Annotated in this window: 24 protein-coding genes, 1 pseudogene and 1 riboswitch; of the genes and pseudogenes, 6 read left to right on the forward strand and 19 right to left on the reverse strand. The window is 72.5% G+C overall.

The window, feature by feature from the left end; genetic code table 11:
- Nucleotides 1-107: 107 nt before the first annotated feature.
- A complete protein-coding gene (mraZ, locus tag D471_RS0119965) occupies nucleotides 108-539 on the reverse strand; it encodes a division/cell wall cluster transcriptional repressor MraZ (protein WP_017600253.1) in 432 nt (143 codons plus the stop codon).
- Between the two features lie 411 nt (nucleotides 540-950).
- Between mraZ and D471_RS0119970 the strand changes: the two genes are divergently transcribed.
- Genes D471_RS0119970 through D471_RS0119980 form a run of 3 tightly spaced genes read left to right on the forward strand, consistent with a single transcriptional unit; the run spans nucleotide 951 to nucleotide 5547 of the window.
- Nucleotides 951-1943 (forward strand): AAA family ATPase, encoded by a 993-nt coding sequence (locus D471_RS0119970; RefSeq protein ID WP_017600254.1) that lies wholly within the window; start codon nucleotides 951-953, stop codon nucleotides 1941-1943.
- Nucleotides 1940-3211, forward strand: coding sequence for a DUF58 domain-containing protein (locus tag D471_RS0119975; protein WP_017600255.1), 1272 nt, complete (start codon nucleotides 1940-1942; stop codon nucleotides 3209-3211). Before D471_RS0119970 ends, D471_RS0119975 begins: the two co-directional genes overlap by 4 nt.
- Nucleotides 3212-3228: 17 nt before the next feature.
- The gene (locus tag D471_RS0119980; RefSeq protein WP_026127892.1) at nucleotides 3229-5547 is read left to right on the forward strand and encodes a transglutaminase family protein; all 2319 of its coding nucleotides are present in this window, start codon (nucleotides 3229-3231) and stop codon (nucleotides 5545-5547) included.
- A 254-nt stretch (nucleotides 5548-5801) separates the two neighbouring features.
- Here the strand turns inward: D471_RS0119980 and D471_RS0119985 are convergent, their stop codons facing one another.
- The 11 genes from D471_RS0119985 to D471_RS0120035 all read right to left on the reverse strand — a co-directional run bounded on the left by D471_RS0119985 (nucleotide 5802) and on the right by D471_RS0120035 (nucleotide 15042).
- The gene (locus D471_RS0119985; RefSeq protein WP_026127893.1) at nucleotides 5802-6206 is read right to left on the reverse strand and encodes a DUF3040 domain-containing protein; all 405 of its coding nucleotides are present in this window, start codon (nucleotides 6204-6206) and stop codon (nucleotides 5802-5804) included.
- Nucleotides 6207-6449: 243 nt separating this feature from the next.
- The gene (gene dinB / locus D471_RS0119990) at nucleotides 6450-7736 is read right to left on the reverse strand and encodes a DNA polymerase IV (protein WP_017600258.1); all 1287 of its coding nucleotides are present in this window, start codon (nucleotides 7734-7736) and stop codon (nucleotides 6450-6452) included.
- Between the two features lie 79 nt (nucleotides 7737-7815).
- Nucleotides 7816-8607, reverse strand: a complete 792-nt coding sequence (locus D471_RS0119995) for a methyltransferase domain-containing protein (protein WP_017600259.1) — start codon at nucleotides 8605-8607, stop codon at nucleotides 7816-7818.
- A gap of 54 nt (nucleotides 8608-8661) precedes the next feature.
- A complete protein-coding gene (gene nusB / locus D471_RS0120000; protein ID WP_017600260.1) occupies nucleotides 8662-9075 on the reverse strand; it encodes a transcription antitermination factor NusB in 414 nt (137 codons plus the stop codon).
- On the reverse strand, nucleotides 9075-9635 hold the full coding sequence (gene efp, locus D471_RS0120005) for an elongation factor P (protein ID WP_017600261.1): 561 nt from the start codon (nucleotides 9633-9635) through the stop codon (nucleotides 9075-9077). Before efp ends, nusB begins: the two co-directional genes overlap by 1 nt.
- A 159-nt stretch (nucleotides 9636-9794) precedes the next feature.
- Entirely contained in the window at nucleotides 9795-10877 is a 1083-nt protein-coding gene (aroB, locus tag D471_RS0120010; RefSeq protein WP_017600262.1) for a 3-dehydroquinate synthase, read from the reverse strand.
- On the reverse strand, nucleotides 10874-11389 hold the full coding sequence (locus tag D471_RS0120015) for a shikimate kinase (RefSeq protein WP_026127895.1): 516 nt from the start codon (nucleotides 11387-11389) through the stop codon (nucleotides 10874-10876). The genes aroB and D471_RS0120015 overlap by 4 nt, the downstream gene beginning before the upstream one ends.
- Nucleotides 11390-11570: 181 nt before the next feature.
- Nucleotides 11571-12752: a chorismate synthase gene (gene aroC, locus D471_RS0120020; RefSeq protein ID WP_017600264.1), complete on the reverse strand. Its 1182-nt coding sequence runs from the start codon at nucleotides 12750-12752 to the stop codon at nucleotides 11571-11573.
- Between the two features lie 45 nt (nucleotides 12753-12797).
- Entirely contained in the window at nucleotides 12798-13730 is a 933-nt protein-coding gene (locus D471_RS0120025) for a prepilin peptidase (protein WP_017600265.1), read from the reverse strand.
- Nucleotides 13731-13814: 84 nt separating this feature from the next.
- Nucleotides 13815-14522, reverse strand: coding sequence for an SseB family protein (locus tag D471_RS0120030; RefSeq protein ID WP_017600266.1), 708 nt, complete (start codon nucleotides 14520-14522; stop codon nucleotides 13815-13817).
- Nucleotides 14523-14565: 43 nt separating this feature from the next.
- Nucleotides 14566-15042, reverse strand: coding sequence for a MarR family winged helix-turn-helix transcriptional regulator (locus D471_RS0120035; RefSeq protein ID WP_040690446.1), 477 nt, complete (start codon nucleotides 15040-15042; stop codon nucleotides 14566-14568).
- 143 nt (nucleotides 15043-15185) lie between these two features.
- On the opposite strand from D471_RS0120035, the gene D471_RS0120040 reads away from it, so the two are divergent.
- From D471_RS0120040 to D471_RS35285, 3 genes are all read left to right on the forward strand, one after another.
- Complete coding sequence (locus D471_RS0120040) at nucleotides 15186-15728, forward strand: YceI family protein (RefSeq protein ID WP_017600268.1); 543 nt, start codon at nucleotides 15186-15188, stop codon at nucleotides 15726-15728.
- Between the two features lie 244 nt (nucleotides 15729-15972).
- Nucleotides 15973-16227: a DUF2470 domain-containing protein gene (locus D471_RS0120045; protein WP_083924267.1), complete on the forward strand. Its 255-nt coding sequence runs from the start codon at nucleotides 15973-15975 to the stop codon at nucleotides 16225-16227.
- Between the two features lie 410 nt (nucleotides 16228-16637).
- On the forward strand, nucleotides 16638-19136 hold the full coding sequence (locus D471_RS35285; protein WP_241479663.1) for a protein kinase domain-containing protein: 2499 nt from the start codon (nucleotides 16638-16640) through the stop codon (nucleotides 19134-19136).
- Between the two features lie 66 nt (nucleotides 19137-19202).
- Here D471_RS35285 and D471_RS0120055 read toward each other — a convergent pair whose 3' ends face one another.
- The 7 genes and pseudogenes from D471_RS0120055 to D471_RS40335 all read right to left on the reverse strand — a co-directional run.
- Nucleotides 19203-19775: a nucleotidyltransferase family protein gene (locus D471_RS0120055; protein WP_017600271.1), complete on the reverse strand. Its 573-nt coding sequence runs from the start codon at nucleotides 19773-19775 to the stop codon at nucleotides 19203-19205.
- 173 nt (nucleotides 19776-19948) lie between these two features.
- The gene (locus tag D471_RS0120060) at nucleotides 19949-21109 is read right to left on the reverse strand and encodes an XdhC family protein (protein WP_017600272.1); all 1161 of its coding nucleotides are present in this window, start codon (nucleotides 21107-21109) and stop codon (nucleotides 19949-19951) included.
- Nucleotides 21110-21223: 114 nt separating this feature from the next.
- Nucleotides 21224-21685, reverse strand: a complete 462-nt coding sequence (locus tag D471_RS0120065) for a PH domain-containing protein (protein ID WP_017600273.1) — start codon at nucleotides 21683-21685, stop codon at nucleotides 21224-21226.
- 113 nt (nucleotides 21686-21798) lie between these two features.
- Nucleotides 21799-22272 carry a 6,7-dimethyl-8-ribityllumazine synthase gene (gene ribH / locus D471_RS0120070; protein WP_017600274.1) on the reverse strand — a complete coding sequence of 158 codons (474 nt, stop codon included), beginning with the start codon at nucleotides 22270-22272 and terminating at the stop codon, nucleotides 21799-21801.
- A gap of 92 nt (nucleotides 22273-22364) precedes the next feature.
- Nucleotides 22365-23657, reverse strand: a complete 1293-nt coding sequence (locus D471_RS0120075) for a bifunctional 3,4-dihydroxy-2-butanone-4-phosphate synthase/GTP cyclohydrolase II (RefSeq protein ID WP_017600275.1) — start codon at nucleotides 23655-23657, stop codon at nucleotides 22365-22367.
- Between the two features lie 79 nt (nucleotides 23658-23736).
- Entirely contained in the window at nucleotides 23737-24369 is a 633-nt protein-coding gene (locus tag D471_RS0120080) for a riboflavin synthase (RefSeq protein WP_017600276.1), read from the reverse strand.
- Between the two features lie 109 nt (nucleotides 24370-24478).
- A riboswitch (FMN riboswitch) is annotated at nucleotides 24479-24609 on the reverse strand.
- Between the two features lie 76 nt (nucleotides 24610-24685).
- Nucleotides 24686-25057 (reverse strand): annotated as a pseudogene (locus tag D471_RS40335) (phosphatase PAP2 family protein); the annotation flags it as partial.

Here is a 25057-nt window from a genome sequence, read left to right on the forward strand (position 1 = left end):
CGGGGAAGTCGCGCCAGCTCGTCCGTGCCGTGTCCGCGGGTCCGGCCGGACCCCGGCTTGCGAGGGTGTGGACTGTCGTGCTGGACCCACCGGCGACAGCGCCGGTGTCACAGCACCCCGGGCAGCACCTCCTCCGAGAGTCGCGCGAAGGCCTGCTCCTGCTCGGCCTCGTAGTCCGACCAGGCCTGAGCCGCCCAGATCTCCAACCGCGTGTTGGCGCCGATGACGACGCACTCGCGGTCCAGACCCGCGTAGTCACGCAGTTTCGGCGGGATGGTGATCCTGCCCTGCTTGTCGCAGGACTCGTCGGACGCGCTGGCGAAGAGGACCCGACCGTAGTCGCGAACCGCCTTGGCGGTGACCGGGGCGGAGCTGAGCGCCTCCGTGACGCGCCGGAACTCCTCTACCGGAAACACGTAGAGACAGTGCTCCTGACCCTTCGTGATCACCAACCCCCCCGACAGTTCGTCGCGGTACTTCGCCGGAAGGAACAGCCGCCCCTTCTGGTCGAGGCGAGGCGTGTGAGTGCCGAGAAACACGGCCTCACCTCCCTCACCCCGTCGTGGGAACCTCGTTTTCCCCACGATTCCCCACCTTACTCCACTCTCCCCCACCGTCAACAGCGTCAACCCGTGTCCCTGCGCCGATTCGTCCTCGAAAACGCAGGTCACGAGCGTGGGGTCCGGGTGGGGCGCCGGGCGGCCCGAGTCCGGCCCGCCCCCTCGCGCCCGCGCGCGGGGAGTAGGGGGACAGGGAAGAAGAGGAAAAGGGAGCCGGAACGGAGGCGGGTGGCGGGGTTTCGGAGCGTCGCACCCCCGGTTCTCACGTCAGACCTCGCCGACCAGCACGAACGGCGACCGATTCCGGCACTTTGATTTGCAATCGCTCCGAATGGGCCTAGCCTCGGAGCGACACCGACACACAGAGCCAGGACGAGCGGGAGGGGTCTCGTGTCACTCGGCACACACCACGGCGGTCACGAGGGCGGGGTCCAAGCCAACGTCGGCGAGATCGTCACCGTCGCCGACCGCGTCCGCGGCGCGATCGAGACCGTCATCGAGGGCAAGCCGGAGGTCCTGCGCGTCGCGCTGACGGTCCTGCTCGCCGAGGGCCACCTCCTCATCGAGGACGTGCCCGGCGTGGGCAAGACGATGCTCGGCAAGGCCCTGGGCCGGGCGGTCGACTGCTCGGTGCAGCGGATCCAGTTCACCCCGGACCTGCTGCCCAGCGACATCACCGGCGTGAACGTCTACCACCAGGACCGGCACGAGTTCGAGTTCAACCCCGGCCCGGTGTTCGCCAACATCGTCCTGGGCGACGAGATCAACCGCGCCTCCCCCAAGACCCAGGCCGCCCTCCTGGAGTGCATGGAGGAGCGCCAGGTCAGCACCGACGGCCAGTCCCGTACGCTGGAGCGCCCCTTCATGGTGGTGGCCACGCAGAACCCCTCGGACATGGAGGGCACCTACGCCCTCCCCGAGGCGCAGCGGGACCGGTTCATGGCCCGTGTCTCCGTCGGCTACCCCGCGCCCCAGGCCGAACTGGACATGATCGACGCGCACAGCGCCCACTCGCCCCTGGACGCCCTGGCGCCGGTCACCAACGCGGCGCACGTCCGCGACCTGGCCGACCAGGTACGGTCGGTGCACGTCGCGCCCGGGATGCGCCGCTACATCGTCGACCTGGTCAACTCCACGCGGACCAGCCCCGAGCTGCGGTTGGGCGCCTCCCCCCGCGCGACACTGCACCTGGTACGCGCCGCCCGCGCCTACGCCGCCCTGGACGGTCGGCACTACGTCGTCCCCGACGACATCCAGGCCCTGGCCGTACCGGTCCTGGCGCACCGGCTGCTGCCCAGCCCCGAGGCGGGGATGGAGCGTCTGTCCGCCGAGCAGATCGTCGCCAAGCTGGTCTCCCGTCTCCCCGTCCCCGGCCCGCAGTGACCGGACAGTCGACGCCCCCGGAACCGTCCCGGACCAGGCGGACCCTCACCGTACGCGGCGGCCTCGTGCTCTTCTTCGGCGTCCTGGCCCTCGTGGCCGGTCTCGTCACGCGCCAACGCGAGGCCGTGGGCCTGGGCGTGCTGCTGATCGCCGTTCCGTCGGTCGCCTCGCTCGTCCTGGTCGGCGCGGCGGCGCGGATCGTGAACGGCCGGACCCTCGTCCCGAACCGGGTCCCGGCCGGGCACGACGCGCGCGTGCTGGTGCGGATCGGCAACGCCTCCTCCGTCTGGCCCGTCACGTCGGTGTTCGTCCAGGACGGCCTGCCCGTGCCCCTGGGCACCCATCCCCGCTTCACCATCGGTTACCTGGGGGCACGCGCGGTCCGCGACGTGTCCTACCTCGTGCGCCCCGCCGTACGCGGCAGCTACGCCATCGGCCCGTTGACGGTGGGAATGACCGACCCGCTCGGATGCGTGCGCGTCACCCGCGTGGTCGGGTCCCCCTCACACCTGCTCGTCACACCGTCGACCGTGCCGCTGTCCCCTCTCGGGGCGGTCGACGGCTCCCAGGGTGAGGAGTCGCCGCGACGGTCGGTGACCGGCGTCGGCGAGCAGGACCCGGTTCCCCGCGAGTACCGGTACGGCGACGAGCTGCGCCGGGTGCACTGGCGGTCCACCGCCAAGCACGGTGAACTCATGGTGCGCCGTGACGAACAGCACCGGCGCGAGCACAGCGCGGTCCTGCTGGACACCCGGCTGCGGGCCCATCTCGGCGAGGGCCCGGCCGGTTCGCTGGAGACCGCCGTGTCCGCCGCCGCCTCGGTCGCGGTGCATCTGATCGACAACGGCCACGAACTGCGGCTGTACACCGAGCGCGGTCGTGTTCCCACCGCCTCCTCCTCCGGGGTCCTGGACAGTCTGGCCGTGACCGCGCCCTCCGACGTCCCGGGGCTGCTCGGCGGCGTCGACATGCTCGGCGCCCAGAGGGGCGGATCCCCCAGCCTGGTGGTGGCGGTCCTGGGAGCGATGGACCCCGAGGAGGTCGCGGCGCTGTCGGCGATCCGCGGCGGTACGCGCCTGGCCGTACTGTGCGCCCGGGCCGCCTGGTCCTCCGCCGACGCCCCGAACGGCGCCGGTGAGCTCCTGGCGTCCGCCGGGTGGCGAGTCCTGACCGTCTCCACGCCCGGTGAGCTGCCTCCCCTGTGGCGGCGGGCGGGCGCCCCCGCCCCGGCGGCCGGGCCGACCACCCCCTTGGAGGGTCCGCGTTGAGAGCCCTGCCCGCCCTGATGCCGACGGCCACACTGGTCAGCCTCGTGACGGCGGTTCCGCTGCTCGGCACGGTCGTGACCGGCTCCGGTTGGTGGTTCCCGGCCGTGGCGATGATGGTCGGCGCGGCGGCGGCCTCGGCGCTCTACCGGTTGACCGGGTGGAGCGCCACGGCCGTGCCCTTCCTCCAGATCCTCGTCATGACGTTGCTGCTCACCCCGCTGTTCGCGGCGCACACCGCCGTCCTGGGGGTGGTCCCCACCTCCGACACCTTCCTCGAACTGGTACGCGTGCTGGAGCGCGGGATCGACGCCGTCGACACCGGCACCCCTCCGGTCACCGGGACCGCGGGGGTCGCACTGATCATCGCGGTGGCCTTCGGCGTCATCGCGATGGCCGCGGACTTCCTCGCCGTGACCGCCCGCTGTCCCGGGATGGTCGGGGGTCTACTGATCGCGCTGTTGGCGGTCCCCCTGGTGGTGGACGACGGGGGGGTGGCCCCGGGAGCCGCGATCAGCGCCTCGGTCGGGTTCCTCGCCCTGTTGGCCGTGGACGTGTGGCTGCGCGGCCGGGAATGGGGGATCCTCGTGCCCGACGGGCGCGACCTCTCGACGCGGTTCCTGGTCGGCCTGCGGCGCACGGCCGTCGTCGGGGTGTCCGTCGCGGCGGCGGTGCTGCTGGCACTCACGGTCCCGCTGGCGGTTCCGTCGCTGCGCAGCGACGTCATCCACCAGGCCGCGGACGGCACCTACATCGGCAACGGGCCGAACGGCATCACCATCATGGACCCGTTGGTCTCGCTCCGCAGCAACCTGAACGCCGACTCGAACCGAACGCTGTTCACCTACACCACCGACGCCGAGGAGCCCGACTACCTGCGCACGCACGTGCTGGACGAGTTCGACGGCGTGGACTGGACGATGACGCCGGTCGAGGCGGACCGCGACTCCCGGGTCGGGGACGACCTGCCGCTGCCGACGGGGTGGTCCGGCGAGCCCGACGGTCCCACCGCGACCACGCGGATCTCCATGGACTCCGACGCGCTCGGCCCGGACTTCCTGCCGATGCCGTACTGGCCGCGCTCGGTGGAGGTGTCCGGTGAGTGGTACGCCGACCCCGAGAGTCTCGTGGTGTTCACCACCGACAGCCCGCGCACCGGCCTCAGCTACACCGTCGAGTCCGCGTCGGTCACGCTGTCGGCGGACGAGCTGGCGGAGACGGGGCGGCCGCGGTCGGTGCCGGGTTCCTTCCTCTGGCTGCCCGACGACGTGGACCCACGCGTGGCGGAGCTGACCGAGACGGTGACCGAGGGCGCGGACTCGCCCTACGAACGGGCCGTCGCCCTCCGGGAGCACTTCACCCAGGGGGACTTCCGCTACGACCTGAGTCCGCCCCAGGTCCCCGAGGGAGGCGACCCGCTGGTCCACTTCCTGTTGGAGGACCGGGTGGGGTACTGCCAGCAGTTCGCGGGCGCGATGGCGGTCATGGCGCGCCAGGCCGACATCCCCGCCCGCGTGGCGACCGGTTTCACTCCGGGCCAGCGGATGGGCGACGGCCGCTGGTCGGTGTCCACGGGTGACGCGCACGCCTGGCCGGAGCTGTACTTCGAGGGCGTGGGCTGGGTGCGGTTCGAGCCGACCCCCACCGACGGCCAGGAGACGGCCACCGTGCCCGACTACACCGAAGGCGAGGGTGTCGGCGAGCCGGAGGACGAGGAGACGGAGCGTCCGGAGACCGAGCCCTCCGCCGACGACGAGCGTGAGAACGACGAGCCGACCGACGGGCCCGAGGGGAGCGCGGCCCCCGAGGACGAGGAGACGGACGAGACGGCGGCGGGCGCCGACACGGAGTCGGACTCGGGCGGCTGGGCCGCCCTCGTGTGGCTGCCGGTCGTGGGCGCGCTGCTGCTGGTCGCCCTTCCCGCCCTCGCCCGGATCGCGGTGCGCGGATCACGCACGGCCGCCCTCACGGGGGGCTCCGCCGCCGTCGCGGCACACGCCGCGTGGCGGGAGCTGCGGGACACCTGTCTGGACCTGGGTGTGGCGTGGGATCTGACGGAGAGCCCGCGGGCGACGGCCGCACGCCTCGCGGCGCGGGAAGCGGTACCGGAGGAGGCCCGTGCGGCGCTGTGGCGCCTGGCGCTGGGTGAGGAGTCCGCCCGGTACGCGCCCGAGCCCGCCGCCGCTCCGGGCGCGCGGGAGGACCTGCGCGCGGCCCGTGCCGGACTGGTCGCGGCCGGCGGCCGAGGAGCCAGGTTCAGGGCGGTGCTGCTGCCGCGTTCGCTGGCGCCGTGGCACCGTCCGCGACCGGACGTGCGACCCGCGCCGACGGCCGCCTGAGAGAGCCGCCGGGAAACCCCCGGGCCGGTCCCTTGTCCCGGGACGGGCCCGGGGGTCTTCCGTGTCCGCCGTCGGGGCGGGAGGGGTTGACCGGTGCCCCCGGTCAGCGGACGCGCCCCCGAACACGAGAAGCGGCGGGGTCCTCATCCTGACCCCGCCGCTTCCGTGCTCTTCGTGCCGTCCCCGGCCGCGCCGACGCATCACTCCAAGGGGTGGGAGCCGGAGCGCCGTCCGGGCCCACCGCGAGGGAGGGGTTACTCCTCGCCCTCCTGGCGGCGACGCCACCGCTCCTCGAACCGGTGCATCATGCCCGGACGTGTGCCCTTGCGCTTCTGCTTCGTGTCCGCGGCGGGCACCGCGGCCTCGGCTCCCCCTCCGGCCGCCTTACGCCACGCGTTGGCGCCCCATAGGAAGCACGCCAGCATGACGATGAAGCCAAGGACGCTGATGAGTACCTGCATGACCGGGTTACCGATCAGGAGGCCCGCCAGCAGCAGTACGACACCGATGACGAAACCGAGTACGGCCTTGATGATCCAGCGCTTGTAATGGACCGCGGGGTTCGTTTGCCGAACGGTGTTCGCGAACTTCGGGTCCTCGGCATACAGCGCCCGCTCGATCTGGTCGAGCATGCGCTGCTCGTGTTCAGAGAGCGGCACGGCGCCTCCCTACGACAGTCCCCGGTTGGGGTGACGGGTACTGATGAACAGTCTCTCGGTCAGTGGTATGCCCAGAATACGGCGCGCTAGCGCCTGCTGGAAAGAAAAGCTGCGTGACCACCTGACCCACTTGGGTCACGGTACCCACACCCTGTATCGGAAACACCGGCTTCCATGCCTCTCTGCCTACCCTGACTCCGGTCCTACCGTAAGAACGCTCGGAGGGGTCCGGAAGTTGCGGAATCATACGTCGTTTTCGTCACGCTTGGCCAGTACCGCCGACTGTATCGCGCCAGGACCGAACCGGGCGGTCACCCGGTCCATCACGCGTTCGACGTCACGCCAACCGCTCTCCTTCTCACCCAGGGCCAGCTGACGCGGAGCCTGAGCGGCGGGGACCACCCCCTCCACCCGAACGCCGACCAGCCGCAACTTCATCCGTTCCAGTCCCGCCGCGGCGTACAGTTCGCGTGCCACCGCGCTGATCTCCCGGCCCACGTCCGTGGCCTCGGGAAGGGTCCGCGACCGGGTGATGGTGGAAAAGTCCGCCCGCCGCAGTTTCACGCTCACCGTGCGCCCCACCTGCCCCGAGGTGCGCAGGCGCCGCGCCACTTTCTCGGACAGCCGCAACAGCTCGCGGTTGATCACCTCCGGGTCACCCACGTCCGCGTCGAAGGTCTCCTCGGCCCCGACGCTCTTGTCATGGGTCTCCGGCACCACCGGAGTCCCGTCCACACCGCGTGCCAGCTCCGACAGGCGGGTGCCCGCCTTGGCTCCCAGCTCCATCCGCAACAGGTGGGGGTCGGTTCGGGCCAGGGCGCCGACCGTGCGCAGCCCCAGCCTCGTCAGGGTCTGCTCGGTCCGGTCTCCCACACCGGGCAGCGCCCCCACCGGGAGCGGGTCCAGGAAGGAGCGCGTGTGGTCGGTGGGGACCAAGAGCAGACCGTCGGGTTTGCAGTGCGTGGAGCCGAGTTTGGCGACGAACCTGGTGGCGGCCACACCCACCGAGCAGGTCAGCCGCTGCTCGGCTCGGACGCGTTCCCGGATCATCGCCGCGATGCGCACGGGTCCGCCGAGCCGCCTGCGCGCCCCGGACACGTCCAGGAAGGCCTCGTCGAGGGAGAGCGGCTGGACGAGGGGGGTCACCGACCGCAGGATGTCCATGACGGCCTCGGAGGCGGCACGGTAGGCGGCTCCGTCCGGAGGGAACACGACCGCTTCCGGACACAGGCGCGTCGCCCGCACCATGGGCATCGCCGAGTGGACGCCCTTGGCCCGGGCGAGGTAGTCGGCCGAGGAGACCACCCCGCGCGGTCCGGTCCCGCCGACGATGACCGGGCGCCCCCTGGCCTCGGGGTCGCGCCGTTGCTCGACGCTGGCGAAGAACGCGTCCATGTCCAGGTGCAGGATGTCGCATCCCGCGTCGGGGCCCGACCCGTCCGCGGGGAAGTCCGATCCCAGCGCGACGATCCCGTCGGGGGTGGCCATTCCGCGCAGCGCGGCACCGCGCTCCAGTTGGCGTCGGCTCATGGGCCCAGGTTACGCCCGCTCCGGGGACGGCCGCCCCACCGCGCGGGCCGACCGTCGCGGCCGCGCGGGGCGGGCGGCCTCAGGGGCGATGCGCGACGGCGTGCAACTGCGTGGCGATACCGACCAGCTCCGGGTGGTCGGCGGCGGCCTTCTCCAACTCCACCAGGCGCTGCCCGGCGTGGAGGTCGCCCTCCCAGGCGTGCCCGGGCAGGACGTCGGCGAACACGCGCACGCCGCGGATCCGCTCACCGGTGAGACCGGCCTCACCGATCAGGGCCAGGAGCTGCTGGCGGGTGAAGCGGCGCGGCATCGGGTCGCCCTCGCCCCACCGTCCCTCGGGGTCGGCGAGCAGGTGAGCGGCATCGGCGATGTGCCCGGCCAGCGCCCGGTGCAGTGCCCCGGCGACGGCGTTGGTGACCAGCAGACTCACCGCCCCGCCGGGGCGGATGACTCCGACGACGTCGTGCAGTGCCCCGGCGGGGTCCTCCACGTACTCCAGCACGTTGTGCACCAGGACGAGGTCGGCGCTGCCCTGGGCGAACAGCGAGGCCAGGTCACGGGTCTCGCCCTGGACGCCGCGCACCGTGACACCGCGCTCCGCGGCGCGGCGCTCCAGGGCGGCCAGGGAGTCGGGGTTGGGCTCCACGACGGTCACGCGGTGGCCGAGTTCGGCGAGCGGGACGGCGGCACCGCCCGTGCCGCCACCCGCGTCGACGATCTCCAGGGGCCCCGACCCGAGACGGGCCAGCAGTTCCGCGAGGGCGTCCCACACCACGGCGGTGCGCGCCGCGTTGGCCGCCCGTCCCGGCCCGGTCGCGCCGCCCGCGCCGAAGCCGCTGGTGGTCGCGGTCGCGCTGGTCCTGTCAGTCACCTGCGTCCCCTCAATCCGGTGTCCCCGCCCGTGGCCGCCCTCGCGTGGCCGCCGTCAGAGGGCGAGCTGTGCCTTGTTCTCCATCAAGCGTGACAGAAGTCCGCTGACGAAGTTCGGCGACTCGTCGGTGGACAGCTCCTTGGCCACACCAACCGCCTCGGCGATCGCCACACCGTCGGGGATGTCCTCGGCCCACAGCAGCTCGTAGGCGCCCATCCGCAGGATGTTGCGGTCGACGACGGGCATGCGCTCCAGGGTCCAGCCGATGGCGTAGGTGTCCAGCAGCTCGTCGATACGCGTGCGCCGCTCGTCGACCGCCCGGGCCAGGTTCTCGGTGAACTCGTTGATCGGCGGCTCGGGCTGGGCCCGGCGACGACTGATGACGTCGTCGACCGAGATACCGCGGACCTCGGATTCGTAGAGGACCTCGACCGCGCGCCGCCGCGCCTTGCGCCGTGCTCCGCTCATCAGTTGACTCGCCCGAGGTAGTCACCCGTGCGGGTGTCGACCTTGACGCGCTCGCCGGTGGTGATGAACAGGGGCACCTGGATGGTGGCACCGGTCTGGACGGTGGCGGGCTTGGTGCCGCCGGTGGAGCGGTCGCCCTGGACACCGGGGTCGGTCTGGGTGATCTCCATCTCGACCGCGGCGGGAAGCTCGATGTAGAGCGGGTCGCCCTCGTGGGTGGCCACCGTGACCTTGGTGTTCTCCAGGAGGAAGTTGGCGTTGTCGCCGACGACCGCGGAGCCGACCTCGAGCTGGTCGAAGGTGGTGGAGTCCATGAAGACGAAGTTCGCGCCGTCGTTGTACAGGTACTCCATGTCGCGGCGGTCGACATCGGCGAACTCGACCTTGGCCCCGGCGTTGAAGGTCCTGTCGACGATCTTGCCCGTGAGGACGTTCTTCAGCTTCGTGCGGACGAACGCGCCGCCCTTGCCCGGCTTGACGTGCTGGAACTCCAGGACGTTCCACAGGACGCCGTCGAGTCGCAGGGTCTTGCCGTTCTTGATGTCGTTCGTCGTGGCCACTTCGGTCGTCTCTCCAAGGGGTCTGACACGTCGGGACCGGGCGCGGTGCTCCGGCCGGTGATCGGTGGGGTGGGGACCGGAAGTCCTCAGGTACTGACCAGCGGCGTCGGGCCGCCGGGGCGCACCCCTCCTATGGGCAGTCTAGTGGCTTCGCGGGACTCAGGCGCCGCCGGTAACCGCGCGGTAGGCCGCGTCCAGCAGTTCGGGGGCGGGGGCGCTGAGGATGGTGGGGCTCGCCAGAGCGTCCAGCACGACGAAGCGCAGGGTGGCCCCGCGGGCCTTCTTGTCGACGCTCATCGCGGCCCGCAGCTCGGGCCAGGCCTCGGCGGCGTAGGAGACGGGCAGGCCGACCGAGGTCAGCAACGAGCGGTGGCGTTCGACCAGACCGGAGTCGATACGGCCGTCGAGGCGGGCCAGTTCGGCGGCGAAGACCATGCCGATGGACACCGCGTAGCCGTGCCGGAAGGTGTAGTTCTCGGCGCGTTCGATGGCGTGGCCGAGCGTGTGGCCGTAGTTGAGGATCTCCCTGCGACCGCTCTCCCTGAGGTCGCCGGAGACGACGTCGGCCTTGACCCGGATGGCGCGTTCGATGAGTTCGCGGGTGTGCTTGCCCTCGGGGAGGGTGGCGCCCTCGGGGTCGTCCTCGATGAGGTCGCAGATGACGGGGTCGTCGATGAACCCCGCCTTGACGACCTCGGCGAGGCCGCCCACGTAGTCCGCCCGAGGCAGACTCGGCAGAGTCGCCAGGTCGCACAGGACCCCGGCGGGCGGGTGGAAGGCTCCGACGAGGTTCTTGCCCTCGGGGGTGTTGATCCCGGTCTTGCCTCCGACGGCGGCGTCGACCATGCCGAGCAGGGTGGTGGGGACCAGGATCGAGCGGACGCCGCGGAGCCAGGAGGCGGCGACGAAGCCGGACAGGTCGGTGGTGGCGCCGCCACCGACGCCGACGATCGCGTCGGTGCGCGTGAAGTTGTGCTGGCCGAGCCGGGACCACAGGTCGGTGGCCACGGCGGCGGTCTTGGCGGCCTCACCGTCCGGTACCGGCATGGGCCGGACCGTGTACCCGGCGGCCTCCAGCGCGCCGATGACGGGACGGGCGATCTCGCCGAGGCTCCGGGGGTGGATGACGGCGACCTGGGCCGCTGAACCGACCAACGAGGGCAGTTCGGCGAGGACGCCGCTGCCGACCACCACGTCGTAGCGGGCGGAGGGTTCGCCGACGCCGATGCGGGTCACGGTCACTGCTGGGCCTTTCCAGTCGTCCGCCCGGACCCGAGGGTGGGCAGGATGGCGTCGACGATCTCTTCGGGGTGCTGGTCCGTGGTGGGCACGGTGACCGTGGCCAGGCCCTCGTAGATGGGCAGGCGCTCGTCGAGGAGCTTGCGGAGCCGGGTGCGCGGGTTGCCCGCGAGCAGGGGCCGGGCGACGTCCATGCCCACGCGCTTGGCCGCCTCGGCGAACTCGACCTGGAGGTAGACCACGTGGTGGTCGGCGAGGTCGGCTCGGGTGTCCTCGTCCAGGACGGCGCCGCCGCCGACGGCGATCACGCCCTCCCATGAGCGCAACCCCTCGGCGACGACCTCGCGTTCCAGCGCGCGGAAGTGCGGCTCGCCGTCCTCGACGAAGATGTCACCGATCGGCTTGCCCGCGCGCTTCTCGATCTCGGTGTCGGTGCACAGGAGTTCGGCGCCCAGGCGTTCGGCCAGGGCACGCCCCACGGTCGACTTGCCCGACCCTGGGGATCCGATGAGCACCGCGATCGCTCTGGCCACACTCGCCCGCCTGTCCATCCCCGCGCACGCGGGGAACCGCATGTCGTCCTCGTCCAACATCTGTCTAGCAGACCCGCCCGTCCCGCGACCACGCGCACGCGGTGGGCCCGGCACCCGGCCGGGACCACCGCCTCCGGCTCAGGGCGTGTTCGGCGCACACGCCCTACCGGATGGTGAGCGAGTCCAGGTAGCCGCGCAGGTTGCGGGTGGTCTCGGCGACCGAGTCCCCGCCGAACTTCTCCACGGCGGCCTCGGCCAGGACCAGCGCGACCATGGACTCGGCGACCACGCCCGCGGCCGGGACCGCGGTGACGTCGCTGCGCTGGTGGTGGGCCCGGGCGGGTTCACCCGTCTCCGTGTCGATGGTGTCGAGCGCCCTGGGCACGGTGGCGATCGGCTTCATCGCGGCGCGCACGCGCAGCGGGTCGCCGGTGCTCATGCCGCCCTCGACACCGCCCGCGCGGTTGGTCCGGCGACGTACGCCGTCGGGGCCGGGCTCGATCTCGTCGTGGGCGACGGAGCCGCGGCGCGCGGCGGTGCGGAAGCCGTCGCCGACCTCCACCCCCTTGATGGCCTGGATGCCCATGAGGGCTCCGGCCAGCCGGGCGTCCAGGCGGCGGTCCCAGTGGACGTGGCTGCCCAGGCCGGGAGGCAGGCCGTAGGCGAGCACCTCGACCACGCCCCCGAGGGTGTCGCCGCTCTTCTTGGTGTCGTCGATCTCCTCGACCATGCGGGCGCTGGTCTCGGCGTCGAAGCAGCGCACCGGGTCGGCGTCGACGGCGGCCAGGTCCTCGGGGCGGGGCTCGGCGGAGCCCTCGGGAACCGCGACAGGCCCCATGGACACGACGTGGCTGAGGATCTCGATTCCCAGCGCCTGGCGGCAGAACTGCCGGGCGACCTCGCCGACGGCGACCCGGGCCGCGGTCTCACGGGCGCTGGCGCGCTCCAGGATCGGCCGGGACTCCTCGTGGCCGTACTTTTGCATGCCGACCAGGTCGGCGTGCCCGGGGCGGGGCCGGGTGAGCGGCGCGCCCCGCGCGATGTCCGCCAGCTCCTCGGCGGACACGGGGTCGGGCGACATCACCTTCTCCCACTTGGGCCACTCGGTGTTACCCACCTCGATCGCGACCGGTCCCCCCTGGGTCCGGCCGTGGCGAATGCCTCCGATGACGGAGACCTGGTCCTGTTCGAACTTCATCCGGGCACCACGGCCGTACCCGGCGCGTCGGCGGAGCAGTGCGGCGGCGATGTCGTCAGAGGTGACGGACACACCGGCCGGAAGGCCCTCCAGAATCGCGACGAGTGCCGGCCCGTGGGACTCCCCCGCGGTCAGCCAACGCAACATGTGCACGATCTTCCCATGGATCGCCGCTGGACGCGGCATCGGATATCACCATCCGGACACCAGGGGCTGACCTGCCAGAACAGTGGCGAGGGTCGTGGCCAACAGGAAGGGCCCCAGCGGGAAGGGTTCGCTCCGGGCGAGGCGGCGCAGGGCGAGGAGGACCGCCACCACCAGGCAGAAGGCGGCGAAGGCCCAGAAGATCGCCACCAGGGCGCCCATGGGCCCGGCCGCCCAGCCGCAGTAGAGCCCGGTCAGTCCAGACAGTTTCACGTCGCCGAAGCCCATACCCCGGGGGTTGACGCGCCACAGGAGCCAGAAGAGCACGGCGACGAGCACCATGCCGGTGAGGGCCCCCACCGCCGCGCCGAGGTCGGGTCCGCCGGGCGCGGTGAGGGCGGCGCCGGCCAGAAGCAGTCCCGCCACCGGGTAGGCGGGGGCGACGAGGTCGTTGGGCAGCCGCATCACGCGCAGGTCGACGACGGCCAGCGGCACCCCGATCGTCACCAGCCAGAGCACGGCCAGGTGACCGAGGGGGAACCAGGAGACGTGGTGGACCGCCAGGGCGCCGACGAGCGCGTACAGGACCGCGGTGGCGGCGACGGCCGCGGGATGCGGACCCACGACCTGTTCGCAGTGGGGGCATCTGCCCCGGCGCCGGAAACCGCGGTCCGCGACGGTGGGGAGTCCGCGGGCGAAGCGGAGTTCGGCGCGGCAGTGCGGGCAGCGCGGGGGCGGCGGCCCCTCGTCCTCGTCGAGGGCGGGGTCCGGGTCCGCGCCGGGCGCGGAGGGAGCCGCCTCCACGGCGTGGACGGCGGCGCGTCCGCGCGAGCGGGTGTCCGGGCGGGCCGCGGCGAACAGGTACACGAGTCGTCCGGTGACGAGGCCGACCAGCGCCCCGGACAGCCCGAGCAGGACCGCGACGGCGGTGGCGACCGGCCAGAGCTGGGCCGGGAGCGCGAGCAGCGAGGGGGTGGCCATGGTAGGAAACCTACCCGCGGCGAGGGTGCGGCGACAGTACCCGACCTCGACCTGTGGACAAACCCTGGACGACCCGCACGCGGGTCAGTCCGCGTCCCGGCGTGCGCGCACGACCGCGCTGAGTTCGACGCCCCCGGGCAGGACGTGGCCGAGCTCGGCCCGCAGGCGCTCGGCGACCCGGCGCAGGACCTCGTCGTCCCGTTCGTCGAGTTCGAGGCGGATGCCGATCTCAGCGCGCTCGGACCGGTGGACGCGTACTCGCTCGATGCCGAACTCGGCGTGTGTGACGCGGTAGATGAGCGCGAGGACCTGCGGGTCGTCCTTGGGTTCGGGGACGTGCCCGTGTTCGGCGAGCAGTCCGAGGAACCGGCCCTGGACGGTGTAGGGCTGGGGTCCGGACACGTCGACGACCAGGGCGTCGGCGCCCTCCTCGACCGCGGCCTTGCACGCGTCCTGGGTGGTGAAGGGGACGGGACGGGCGTCGGGGCGCCAGCGCCGCACCGCGTCGACGGAAGTGAAGGCGAGCACGCCGCGACGCCCGTCCTTGCCGGTCATGATGGGGACGGCGACCTCGCTCGACTTGTCCTTGGTGAGCCCGGCGGCGCCCGTTTCCGTCTCCGTGGCCACGGCCACGACGGGGATGAGCACACGGGAGTCGGCGAGCGCGGACAGGACCTGGCGGTCCCCGACCCGGCCCGCCGCGTGGTCGCGCAGGCGCGTCTCGACCTCGGGGTCGGCGCTGCCGTCGTCGTCGCGGAAGTTCTGGGCGCCGATGATGGATGGTCTGCTCACGGACCCCGACTCTACCGGGCGTCGACGAATCGGTGGCCGGCCGTCAGGCGGGGTTCCGGCCGGTTCCCGCGGAGGTGTCACCTTCGAGGGCGGTGACCACCGAGCCGAGTTGGACGAGCTGCACGGCGTTGAGTCGGTCGAACAGCAGTTCACGCACCTTCGTGGCGTGGCCGGGGGCGGCGCGTTCCAGGAGTTCGGCGCCATCGTCGGTGAGGACGGCCCACAGGCCGCGGCGGTCGTCGTCGCAGTGTTCGCGACGCACGTAGCCGTCGCGCTCCAGCCGCGCGACCTGGTGCGAGAGGCGGCTCTTGGACACGATGACGCTGTCGGCCAGAGCGCGCATGCGCAGCCGTCGGTCCTCGGCCTCGGAGAGGTGGACGAGGATGCCGTACTCCACGAGCGAGATGCCGCACCGGGAGCGCAGGTCCCGTTCCAGGCCGTCGTAGAGCGCCGCGTTGACTCTCAGGATGCTCCGCCAGACGCTTTGTTCGTCGGCGCTGAGCCACGTGGCCTTCTCCATACCGCCCATTCTATCGGCGAATCCGTCGTGTGAGCGGGGACACACACGCAATTCCCCTTCCCAGGAAGATACTTCTGGGGTACTTTGTTACTAGCAAGCACAAGGGCCCGCGCCCGGGTCCAGGCAGCACAGGGAGACAGACCATGGCAGCACAGGAACTCAAGGCCGGCACCTGGAGCATCGATCCCACCCACTCGGTGGTCGGCTTCTCGGTCCGCCACATGATGGTGAGCAAGGTGCGCGGACGCTTCGAGAAGTTCGACGCCACGCTGACCGTCCCCGAGGACCCGGCGAAGGCCTCGGTGGTCGCGACCATCGACGCCGGCTCGATCAACACCGACAACGCCGACCGCGACAACCACGTCCGGTCCGCCGACTTCTTCCACGTCGACACGCACCCGGAGTTCTCCTTCCGCTCCACCGGCCTGGAGGCCAAGGGTGAGGAGTTCGTCCTCAAGGGCGACCTGACCATCAAGGGCATCACCAACCCGGTCGAGCTCGCGCTGGAGTTCAACGGCTCCACCCTCGACCCCTACGGCCTGGAGCGCGCCGGGTTCGCCGCCACCACGACGATCAGCCGCAAGCGGTTCGGCGTGGACATCGAGCTGCCGATGGACGGCGGCGGCGTGGTCATCGGCGACAAGATCGCGATCGAGATCGACGCCGAGTTCACCCGCCAGGCCTGAGACCGGTCGGGCGAACGGCGCGCGACGGACGCGAGGGCGGACACCGGACCGGCCCCGCGCGCCGGAGAGGGGCGAGCACGCGCCACAGGTGACGACACACCGTCATGAAACTGTGGATGTCGGATATCGTCGTTGGGGGAGGGCCACGAGGCCCTCCCCCACTCGTGTCCCCGACCCACCCACGGGAGCGCTCGTGCCCTCCAAGCCCTTCTCCGACGAGGTCGTCTCCGCCGTCACCGCGCACATGAACGGCGACCACCCGGAGGACACCCTGCTCATCTGCCGTGCCCTGGGCGGCTGTCCCGAGGCCACGGCGGCCCGGATGACCGGTCTGGACGGCGACGGCGGCGACTACGCGGTCGTGGTGGAGGGTGCCGAGCGCACCGTACGCGTCCCCTGGTCCCACCCGCTCACCGAGCGCGCGCAGATCCGGACCGAGGTCGTACGCATGTACCAGGAGGCCTGCGAGCGGCTCGGCGTCACCCCTCGCGGCCACTGATCGCCACGCGCACGGGGTGAGCCGGAGACGACACCCCTGATCCGGAACTCCCGCCCTCCGTCGGGAGTCCAAGGAGAGACAGGAGTGAGCGGTGACCCGAACGCGCGACCCCACACGAGGGGTCGGGCGTGCGACCTAGTGTGGAAGGGTCCGCCGGTCCCCCGGAACCCGTACCCGACCAGCTAGCCGAAGGGTGGCCCCGACCTCGATGGTCACGCCCGAACCCGGTGACGAGAACGCGCCGACACGAAGGATCGAGCCCGCCGCGCCAACCACGCGGACCGGTCCCACCGCTGGTGCCACGCGGTGGGTCACACGCGTACTGCGGCCCGGCTCAGCGCACGCGGACGACGACGCTCCCACGCGCGTGGTCGACCCCGGGGCGGGTTCCGTCCCGCCCAACGGCACGCGTGTGGACTCCCCCGCGCCGCCGACCGCCCGGCCGCGCGGCGGCGCCACCGGCGGGCCGGCGCGACGACCGGCCCTCCGGCCACGGCGCGTGGTGGCGGACACTCCTCGGCCCCGTGCTGGGCTGGCTGACCCGTCTGGTCTCCCGCGTGGTCGTCGGGCCGGCGAACGACCTGGACTACGCGGTACCCGCCGACCTGCGCCGCCGCTACCAGATCCGCGGCCACCTGGGTTCGGGCGGGGAGGCCGTCGTCTACCTCGCCGAACCCACCGACGAACCCGGCCGCGAACTGGCCCTCAAGGTGTACCGCCCCGGTCACGACATCAACCGCGAACTCCTGGACCGGCTGCGCGCCCGAGGCACCTCCTCACCGCACACACCCGCCATCCAGGGCTACGGGTCCTCCTCCAGCTCCTGGGGTGAGGACCTGGCCTGGGAGGCCCAGGAGTACTTCGCGCGAGGATCACTGCGCACGCTCATGGACGAGGCGCCGCTCGACGACGGGCGCGCCCGCGCGGTGGTGTCCGCCGTCGCCGAGTGCCTGCACCACTGGCAGCACGACCTCCAGCACAACCACACCGACGTCAAGCCCGAGAACCTGCTGCTGCGCTCCCTCGACCCGCCGGTCGTGGCCCTCACCGACTTCGGTGGCGCGGTCCGCGCCACGATGAGCCGTGTCTACGGCGGACTGGCCGTCACCGAGGACTACGCCGCGCCCGAGGTGATCGAGGGTCGCCGGGAGGCCCCGGCCGCCTGGTGGTCCCTCGGCGTCATGGTCCACGAGCTGGTCACCGGACGCCGTCCCGAACGCGGCGGCAACTGGCTCACCGCCCGCAACACCGAGGTGGACGTCTCGGCGATCACCGACGAACGCTGGCGCCTGCTCGCACGCGGACTGCTCACGCCCTCCCCCGCCGCCCGATGGGGCCACGACGAGGTGACCCAGTGGCTGGCCGGTGAGCGGCCCCAGATCCGGACCGCACGCCGCACCCGTCCGATCGTGTTCGCCGGCGCCAGCCACGAGGACCCGCCGAGCCTGGCCTTCGATCTGCTCGACCGCTCCGACACCGGCGCGATGTGGCTGCGCACGCACTGGCCGGAGCTGCGCAGCTGGCTGGACCGCGAGGTCAACGACTACACCTTCGACCGCTCGTACCTGACCGGTCTGGACTCCGATCCCCGGTTGGCGCACGTGGCGATCAGCGCGCTGGCGGCCCGCTACGTCCCGGGCATGCCACCCAGGTTCCGCGGCCACGAGATCAGCGCGGACGGACTCATGGCGCTGGCCACCGGTGAGGCGAGCCGCCACGCGGTGGTGCGTGAGGCGGTCGCCTCGGGAGTCGTGGGGCTGGCCGCGCAGCACTGGTGCCCGCACCCGTCCTGCCGTTCGGGCGGCTCCGGGCGGTGCGCCCTGCTGGAGCGCGTCCAGCACGAGGTACCGCTGGTCATGCGCAAGGTGGTCGAGACCGTCGAGCGAGTGGTCGTGTCGGGCGCCGACGCGCCCCGGCGGCCCGAACCGCACGAGATGGACACGGCGTGGGCCCGGGCGGTCGAGTTGGTGCTGGACCCGGAGACCGCATCGAACCACCGCTCCGTGCTGCGCCGCCAGTCCTGGCACCCGACCGAGCGCAGCGCCGCGCCGCACGCCCCCTGGTGGGTCGAACAGCGGCGCCTGGCCCTGCGTGACGGCAAGGGCGGCGAGGCGGTCACGACACGTGCCGCCCTGGTCGCCGCCGCGACGCTGCTGCCCGAAGCCGACCGGGTCGGCGGCCTGATCGCCGACCGCGAGCGTGCCGACGGCCGCGCACGGCGGCAGGACCGGTGGGCGTCACTGGCCGGGTCCGCGCGGGAGCGGTGGGACGGGGCCAAGGAGCGTTGGGAGGGCGCCCGCCGGCGCCGCGCCGAGGCCGCCACCGCACCGGTACGACCGGACGGCCCCCCGAGGGTCGACGAGTTCGGCCGCCCGGTACCGCAGGGCCCCGAGGAGACGTCCAGGTCGCGGCGTGCCCAGGAGCGGGCCAGGCGCCGTGTCGACCGGACGATGAACCAGATCCAGCGGGCGATGCGGGCGGGCCGGTGCCGTCGGTTCGCCTACCCCGCCGCCCTGCTCGGCCTGATCGACGGGCTGGGCCGGGCACTGCGCCCCGACGGCGGCTACTACCCGGAGAGCGCGTTCGTCACCCCGCTCTACAGCGGCCTGGTGGACTCCGCTCGCGACGGCGTCCTGGCGGGGCTGTCCCGGGCCGCGGGCATGGTGACCGGTCTCCTGCCGGAACCGGTGGAGACCGCGTGGTGGTTGCCGGTGGTGCTGGCCGTGGTCCTGGTGCTGCTGGGACGGTCGGCGGCCAACCAGCGCAGCTCCTCCCGTGCCCGGCGCCGACTCGCCGCCTTCCGGTTGGCCGTGGCGGGATCGCTGTCCATGCTCCTGATCCTGCTGTCGACGGGGCTGCTGGCGCTGGGCTCGGGGGTGCTCATCCCGCTGGACGGGCTGCTGGGCTAGCAGTGCCTGTTCGGGCCTGCCGCTTCGCTTCGGCCCACCCGTCGCCCTCACGGGCCCACGCGCGCGTCAGTGGCCGTCGATCATGCCGCTGACCCGTACGAGGTCCTCGGTGGTGTCGATGTCCTCGGGGCTGGCGACGTCGTCGCACTCCACGGTGGTCACCAGGTGCGAGTAGGTGCGCAGGAAGGGGCGTGCTCCCACGTCGCGCACGGCTATGGCGTGCACCGTGGACCAGTGTTCCCGGCCCAGGAGGACGGGGTTGCGCGGATTTCCCGCGTAGGTGGCCACGGCGGCGCGGGCGCCCTGGGCGTGGACCCTCAGGAGTCGGCGCACCGCCTCCGGGGTGACCAGGGGCTGGTCGGCCAGGGCGACGAGAACGGCGTCCACCGTGTCGGGCAGGGCGTCGATCCCGGCCCGCACCGAGGAGCCCATCCCCGTGGCCCAGTCGGGGTTGAGCACCGTGAGGGCGCCGCGTACGGAGGTGTCCGCCGCGCCCAGCACCACCAGGACGGGGGCGCAGCCACCCGCGGCCAGAGTGCGCACGCCCCGGTCGACCAGGCGTTCACCGCCCACCTCGACCAGGGCCTTGGGGCGTCCGAGGCGGCTCCCCGAACCCGCCGCCAGCAGCAGCCCCGCCACAGCTCCCGCCCGTTCGCTCCCCGCGTTCCCCGTGTCCCCAGTCACCATGTCGTGATGATGCCACGCACCCGGCGGGTGCGTGGCGCACGCGCGCTGGTCCGCTGGAGAAGCTTCCCGGCTCCGCGCGCCGACACCGCTGTGACCAGGCACTTCACAGGACGTCGGGTTTCGGTTCACTTGTGGGTGTGACCGAATCCGGCCGGAACGAGCGGGCGCGTGTCGCGGTGGATACGACCGCTCGTCTCGCGCAGGGCACGACCGCTCCCGCCCCAACGCGTCTGGACGAGCTCGGCCGCGATGGACACGGCGGTCTCCTCCGGGGTCCTGGCACCCAGGTCCAGACCGATCGGCGAGTGCAGGCGCACCAGGTCCTCCTCGCCCACCCCGGCCTCGCGCAGGCGTTCCAGCCGGTCCTCGTGGGTGCGCCGCGACCCCATCGCGCCGATGTAGCCCGCCCGGGTGGCCAGGGCCGCCTTGATGACGGGGACGTCGAACTTGGGGTCGTGGGTGAGTACGCACACGACCGTGCGCTCGTCGATCTGGTCGGCGATCTCGTCCACGAACACGTGCGGCCACTTGACGACCACCTCGTCCGCGGTGGGAAAGCGCTTGGGCGTGGCGAACACCGGACGCGCGTCGCAGACCGTCACCCGGTAACCGAGGTAGGAGCCCAGGTCGGCGACGGCGGCGGCGAAGTCGATCGCGCCGAAGACCAGCATGCGCGGGGCGGGCGCGAAGGACTGGACGAAGACCTCCAGCGCGTCGCCGCGCCGCTGGCCGTCCACCCCGTAGCGCAGGAGGCCCGTGCTGCCCTGGGCCAGCATCCCGCGCACGTCGTCGTCGAGGGCGTCGGTGAGGCGGCCGGCGGCCGGCCCCAGGTCACCCTCGGCGTGGTCCGGCCACACGACGCGGCGGCGCCCCAGCCGACCGGAGTCGGAGGGGTCGGACACCACGGTGGCGACGGCGACCGGCTGGTGCTCGTCGATGGCCGCAAGGACCGATCCCAGCTCGGGGAAGGTCGCTCGGCTGACCGGCTCGACGAACACGTGCAGCGTGCCGCCGCAGGTGAGGCCGACGCTGAAGGCCTCTTCATCGCTCACACCGTAGGTGCGGCGGACCGGTCGGCCCGTGCGGATGGCCTCCAGGGCCTCCTCGTAGACCGCGCCCTCCACGCAACCGCCGGAGATGGAGCCGACGACCTCGCCGGAGTCGCCCACGGCCATGGCGGCTCCGGGATCGCGGGGCGCGCTCTTGTCGGTGTCGATCACCGTGGCCAATGCGAACGTCTCGCCGGTGGCGTGGAGATCGGCCACGGCCGCTCGGATGTCGCGCACTCGGATACCCCTTCCGCGTTCCCCCACACGACCTTCGATACCAACGTATGTGCCCCACCCAACACAAAGGGAGTCCCCGTTCCGCCAAGAAACGGGGACCCCCCTGGTAGATGTCTACGAGCCGCCGGGTTCCGGTGCCTCACCGCGCTCGTGCAGCATGGCGCGGAACTCCTCCAGGTCGCGGCGCGCCCGCTCCCCGTCGGCGCTCTGAATGCCCATCACGGCGAGGGTGGTGCCGTCGGACAGGTCCACTGACGGCCAGGGCTCGCCGACCGGCATACGGATGTCGACGATCTCCGGCCAGGCCAGCACGTGGGTGCGGATGCCGTTGACCACGGTCACGTTGTGCTCGGCGGCCACGAGCCTGGGCCGGGCGAGCAGGTGCAGGCCGGCGGCGATCACCAGGCCCAGCATGACCAGCAGCACCCGGTCCTGCAACCGCCAGTCCTCGGGCAGGATCACCGTCAGCACCACCATGGTGGCCACGACCAGCAACCCCATCCCGTAGGCGACGATCCGTACCGCCCTCGGCCGCCAGGTCCGCGGAAGTGCGGGCCCGCGCTCCGTCTCGTCCACCGGTCGTTCCCTCGTTCGCACCTACTGCTCCAGGCTCGGCCCCGCTTCCGGGGCTCACTACGCGTCGTCCCCGGGGTCGACGCGTTCCGGTCGGGCCGACCGGAAGGCGGGGGTCAACGTCGCAGACCGCGCAGGGCCGCCGCCGTGTCCAGGGCGGCCCAGGTCGCCTCCGCGCCCTTGTCCTCGGCGCTTCCGGGCAGGCCCGCGCGGTCGCGTGCCTGCTCCAGGGTGTCACAGGTGAGCACCCCGTTGCCCACGGGGGTGGCCTCACGCAGTGCGACCTCGGTGAGCCCGTGGGTCACCGACTGGCACACGTAGTCGAAGTGCGGGGTGCCGCCGCGGATGACCGCGCCCAGGGCGATGACCGCGTCGTGCTTGCGGGCCAGCTCCTGGGCGACGACGGGGATCTCGACCGCGCCGGCCACCCGCACCACGACGGGGTCGACCGCGCCGGAGGCCTTGATCACGTCAAGGGCCCGGGCCAGCATCGGTTCGACGATCTGCGCGTTCCAGCGGGTGACGACGATGCCCACCGACATCCCCGAGGCGTCGACCTCCTGGGCGTCGGGGCGGCCTTCTCCACTCATGTGTTCTCCCTGTGTCGGTGCGGTGGGGGTCGGTGCCGACGCGTCCCCGTGACGGGCGCGGTGTCGGCGGTGGCGGGGCGGCGGATCGGATCCTACTGGGCCACGCCGCTCAGCTCGTGTCCCATCCGGTCCCGCTTGGTGCGCAGGTACGTGATGTTGTCCCGGGTGACGAAGGAGGGCATGGCCACCCGCTCCGCCACGTGGACGCCGTGCGCCGTCAGCCCCTCGGCCTTGGCCGGGTTGTTGGACAGCAGCCGGACCGAGGTGACGCCCAGGTCGGTGAGGATCTGGGCGCCCGCGCCGAACTCGCGCGCGTCGGCGGGCAGGCCCAGGCGCAGGTTGGCGTCGACGGTGTCCACTCCCTGGTCCTGGAGGCTGTAGGCGCGCAGCTTGTGCAGCAGTCCGATCCCCCGGCCCTCGTGGCCACCCAGGTAGACGACGACCCCGCGCCCCTCCTGGGCGATGTCGGCCATGGCCGCGTCGAGCTGGGCGCCGCAGTCGCAGCGGTGCGAACCGAAGGCGTCTCCGGTCAGGCACTCCGAGTGCAGACGGGCCAGGACGTCGGTGCCGTCGGTGAGGTCGCCGTACACGAGCGCGACGTGCTCGGCGCCGTCGGTCGTGCCCTTGAACCCGATGGCGCGCCACTCTCCGTGCTCGTTGGGCATGCGGGTCTCCACCATGCGGGTGACCAGCGGCGGGGCGGCCTGGTCGGAGGTGAGGGTGTGACCGAGGGCGGCGCGGTGGGCGGCCAACTGCTCGACCGACACCAGCTTCAGGCCGTGCTCGTCGGCGAACTCGCGCAGGCGGGGCAGGCGCGCCATGGTGCCGTCGTCGTTGACCACCTCGGCCAGGACCCCGGCGGGGCGCAGCCCGGCCAGCCGCGCGAAGTCGACGGAGGCCTCGGTGTGGCCCCGGCGGGCGAGCACGCCGCCCGGGCGGGCGCGCAGCGGGAGGATGTGGCCGGGGCGCACGAAGTCGACGGGACGGCTGTCGGTGTCGGCCAGCAGTCGGATGGTGCGTGCCCGGTCGGCGGCGGAGATGCCGGTGGTGACGCCCTCGCGCGCGTCGACGGTCACCGTGTAGGCGGTGCGCAGGCTCTCCTCGTTGCGTGCGGTCATCAGGGGGAGGTCGAGGCGGTCGAGGTCGTCGCCCTCCATGGGAACGCACACCACGCCGGAGGTGTGGCGGATCATGAACGCCAGGAGTTCGGGGGTGGCGAGCTCGGCGGCGAAGATGATGTCGCCCTCGTTCTCGCGGTCCTCGTCGTCCACGACCACGATCGCGCGTCCGGCGGCGAAGTCGGCGACCGCGTCGCCGATGGAGTCGAGGACCACGGCCGGTTCGGTGGTGTCCGCGGTGCCTGGTGTGGTGTCGGTGACGGTCATGACGGCTCCCAGGAGATGACTGCTGGTGGTGTGGTGGGTGCGTGGCGGCCCGTCGGGGGTCTCGCCCCCGGAGGTCGGGTCAGCCGCGGGCGCGGGCCGCGGTGACGGCGGCGATGCGCTCGACGTACTTGGCGACGACGTCCACCTCGACGTTGACGGTGGCGCCGGGGGCGAGCTCGCCCAGGGTGGTGGCCCGCAGGGTCTCCGGGATGAGGCTGACCTCGAAGAACTCCTCGGAGGCGTCGGGGGCGCTGACGGCGGAGACGGTCAGACTGGTGCCGTCCACGGTGATCGAACCCTTCTCGACCACGTACGGGGACAGCTCGGCGGACAGGTCGAACCGCAGGACGTCCCAGTTGTCGCCGGGGTTTCGGGAGACCAGACGCGCGGTGCCGTCGACGTGGCCCTGCACGATGTGGCCGCCGAGACGGCCGTCGGCGCGGGCCGCCCGTTCGAGGTTGACCGGGGAGCCGGGGACGAGCGCGCCCAGGGAGGAGCGGTCGAGGGACTCCTTCATGACGTCGGCGGTGAAGGTGCCCTCACCCTGTCCGACCACGGTCAGGCACACGCCGTTGACCGCGATGGAGTCGCCGTGGCCCGCGTCGGAGGAGACCAGCGGTCCGCGCACGGTCAGTAGGAGCGACTCGCCCGTGGTTCCGGCGGGTTCGATGGACACGACCTCGCCGAGTTCCTCCACGATTCCGGTGAACACCCTTGTCATCCCTTCGCCTCATGGCGCTCCGGGGCATGGGGGTGTGGAATCGGGTCCACGACGGGGCGGGGCCGAAGGCGCGCGCGGCACGCCGGTGGGACCCGTCCCAACGCGTACTGCCTCCCATCCGGACTCTCACCGTCGGTACCGGAATTCCACCGGTTCAACCGGCCGATGGCTTCGGCCGGGTCGCGGACTGTCACCGCCGGTTCGGACTTTCACCGACCCCGGAGCACGCGTTCGACTGTCGTCGATCCGGATCCTACCTGGTCGTGCCCTCGGGGCCTAGGCGGTGTGAGTCTACTCACGGGTTCACTCAGGCGTCGGCGGCACCGTCCGTGGCGGCGACCGCGGCCTCGGGGCGGCGGGCCAAGCCGCTGCGGACGAAGGTCTCGGGCGCCCCGAAGGAGGCCCACAGCGCGATGAGGGTGTAGACGGCGAACGCGGCCGCGGCCTCGGCGAACCCGGTCAGTCCGCCGAGGAGGAGGTCCTCGGCCACCTGGAGGAGCACCACGACCGAGGTGCCGAGGACGAAGCGCGCGGCGCGGGCGGTCAGGGCTCCCTCGGCGCTGTACCAGCCGCGACCGTGGAGCAGGGTGAAGCCGACGAGACCGCCGAGCAGGGCACCGCAGACGGTGAACAGCCCGGTGAGCGTCGTTCCGGCCGGATCGGCGGGGACCGCGCCCAT

It is taken from the genome of Nocardiopsis lucentensis DSM 44048, from assembly GCF_000341125.1.
Taxonomy (GTDB): domain Bacteria; phylum Actinomycetota; class Actinomycetes; order Streptosporangiales; family Streptosporangiaceae; genus Nocardiopsis; species Nocardiopsis lucentensis.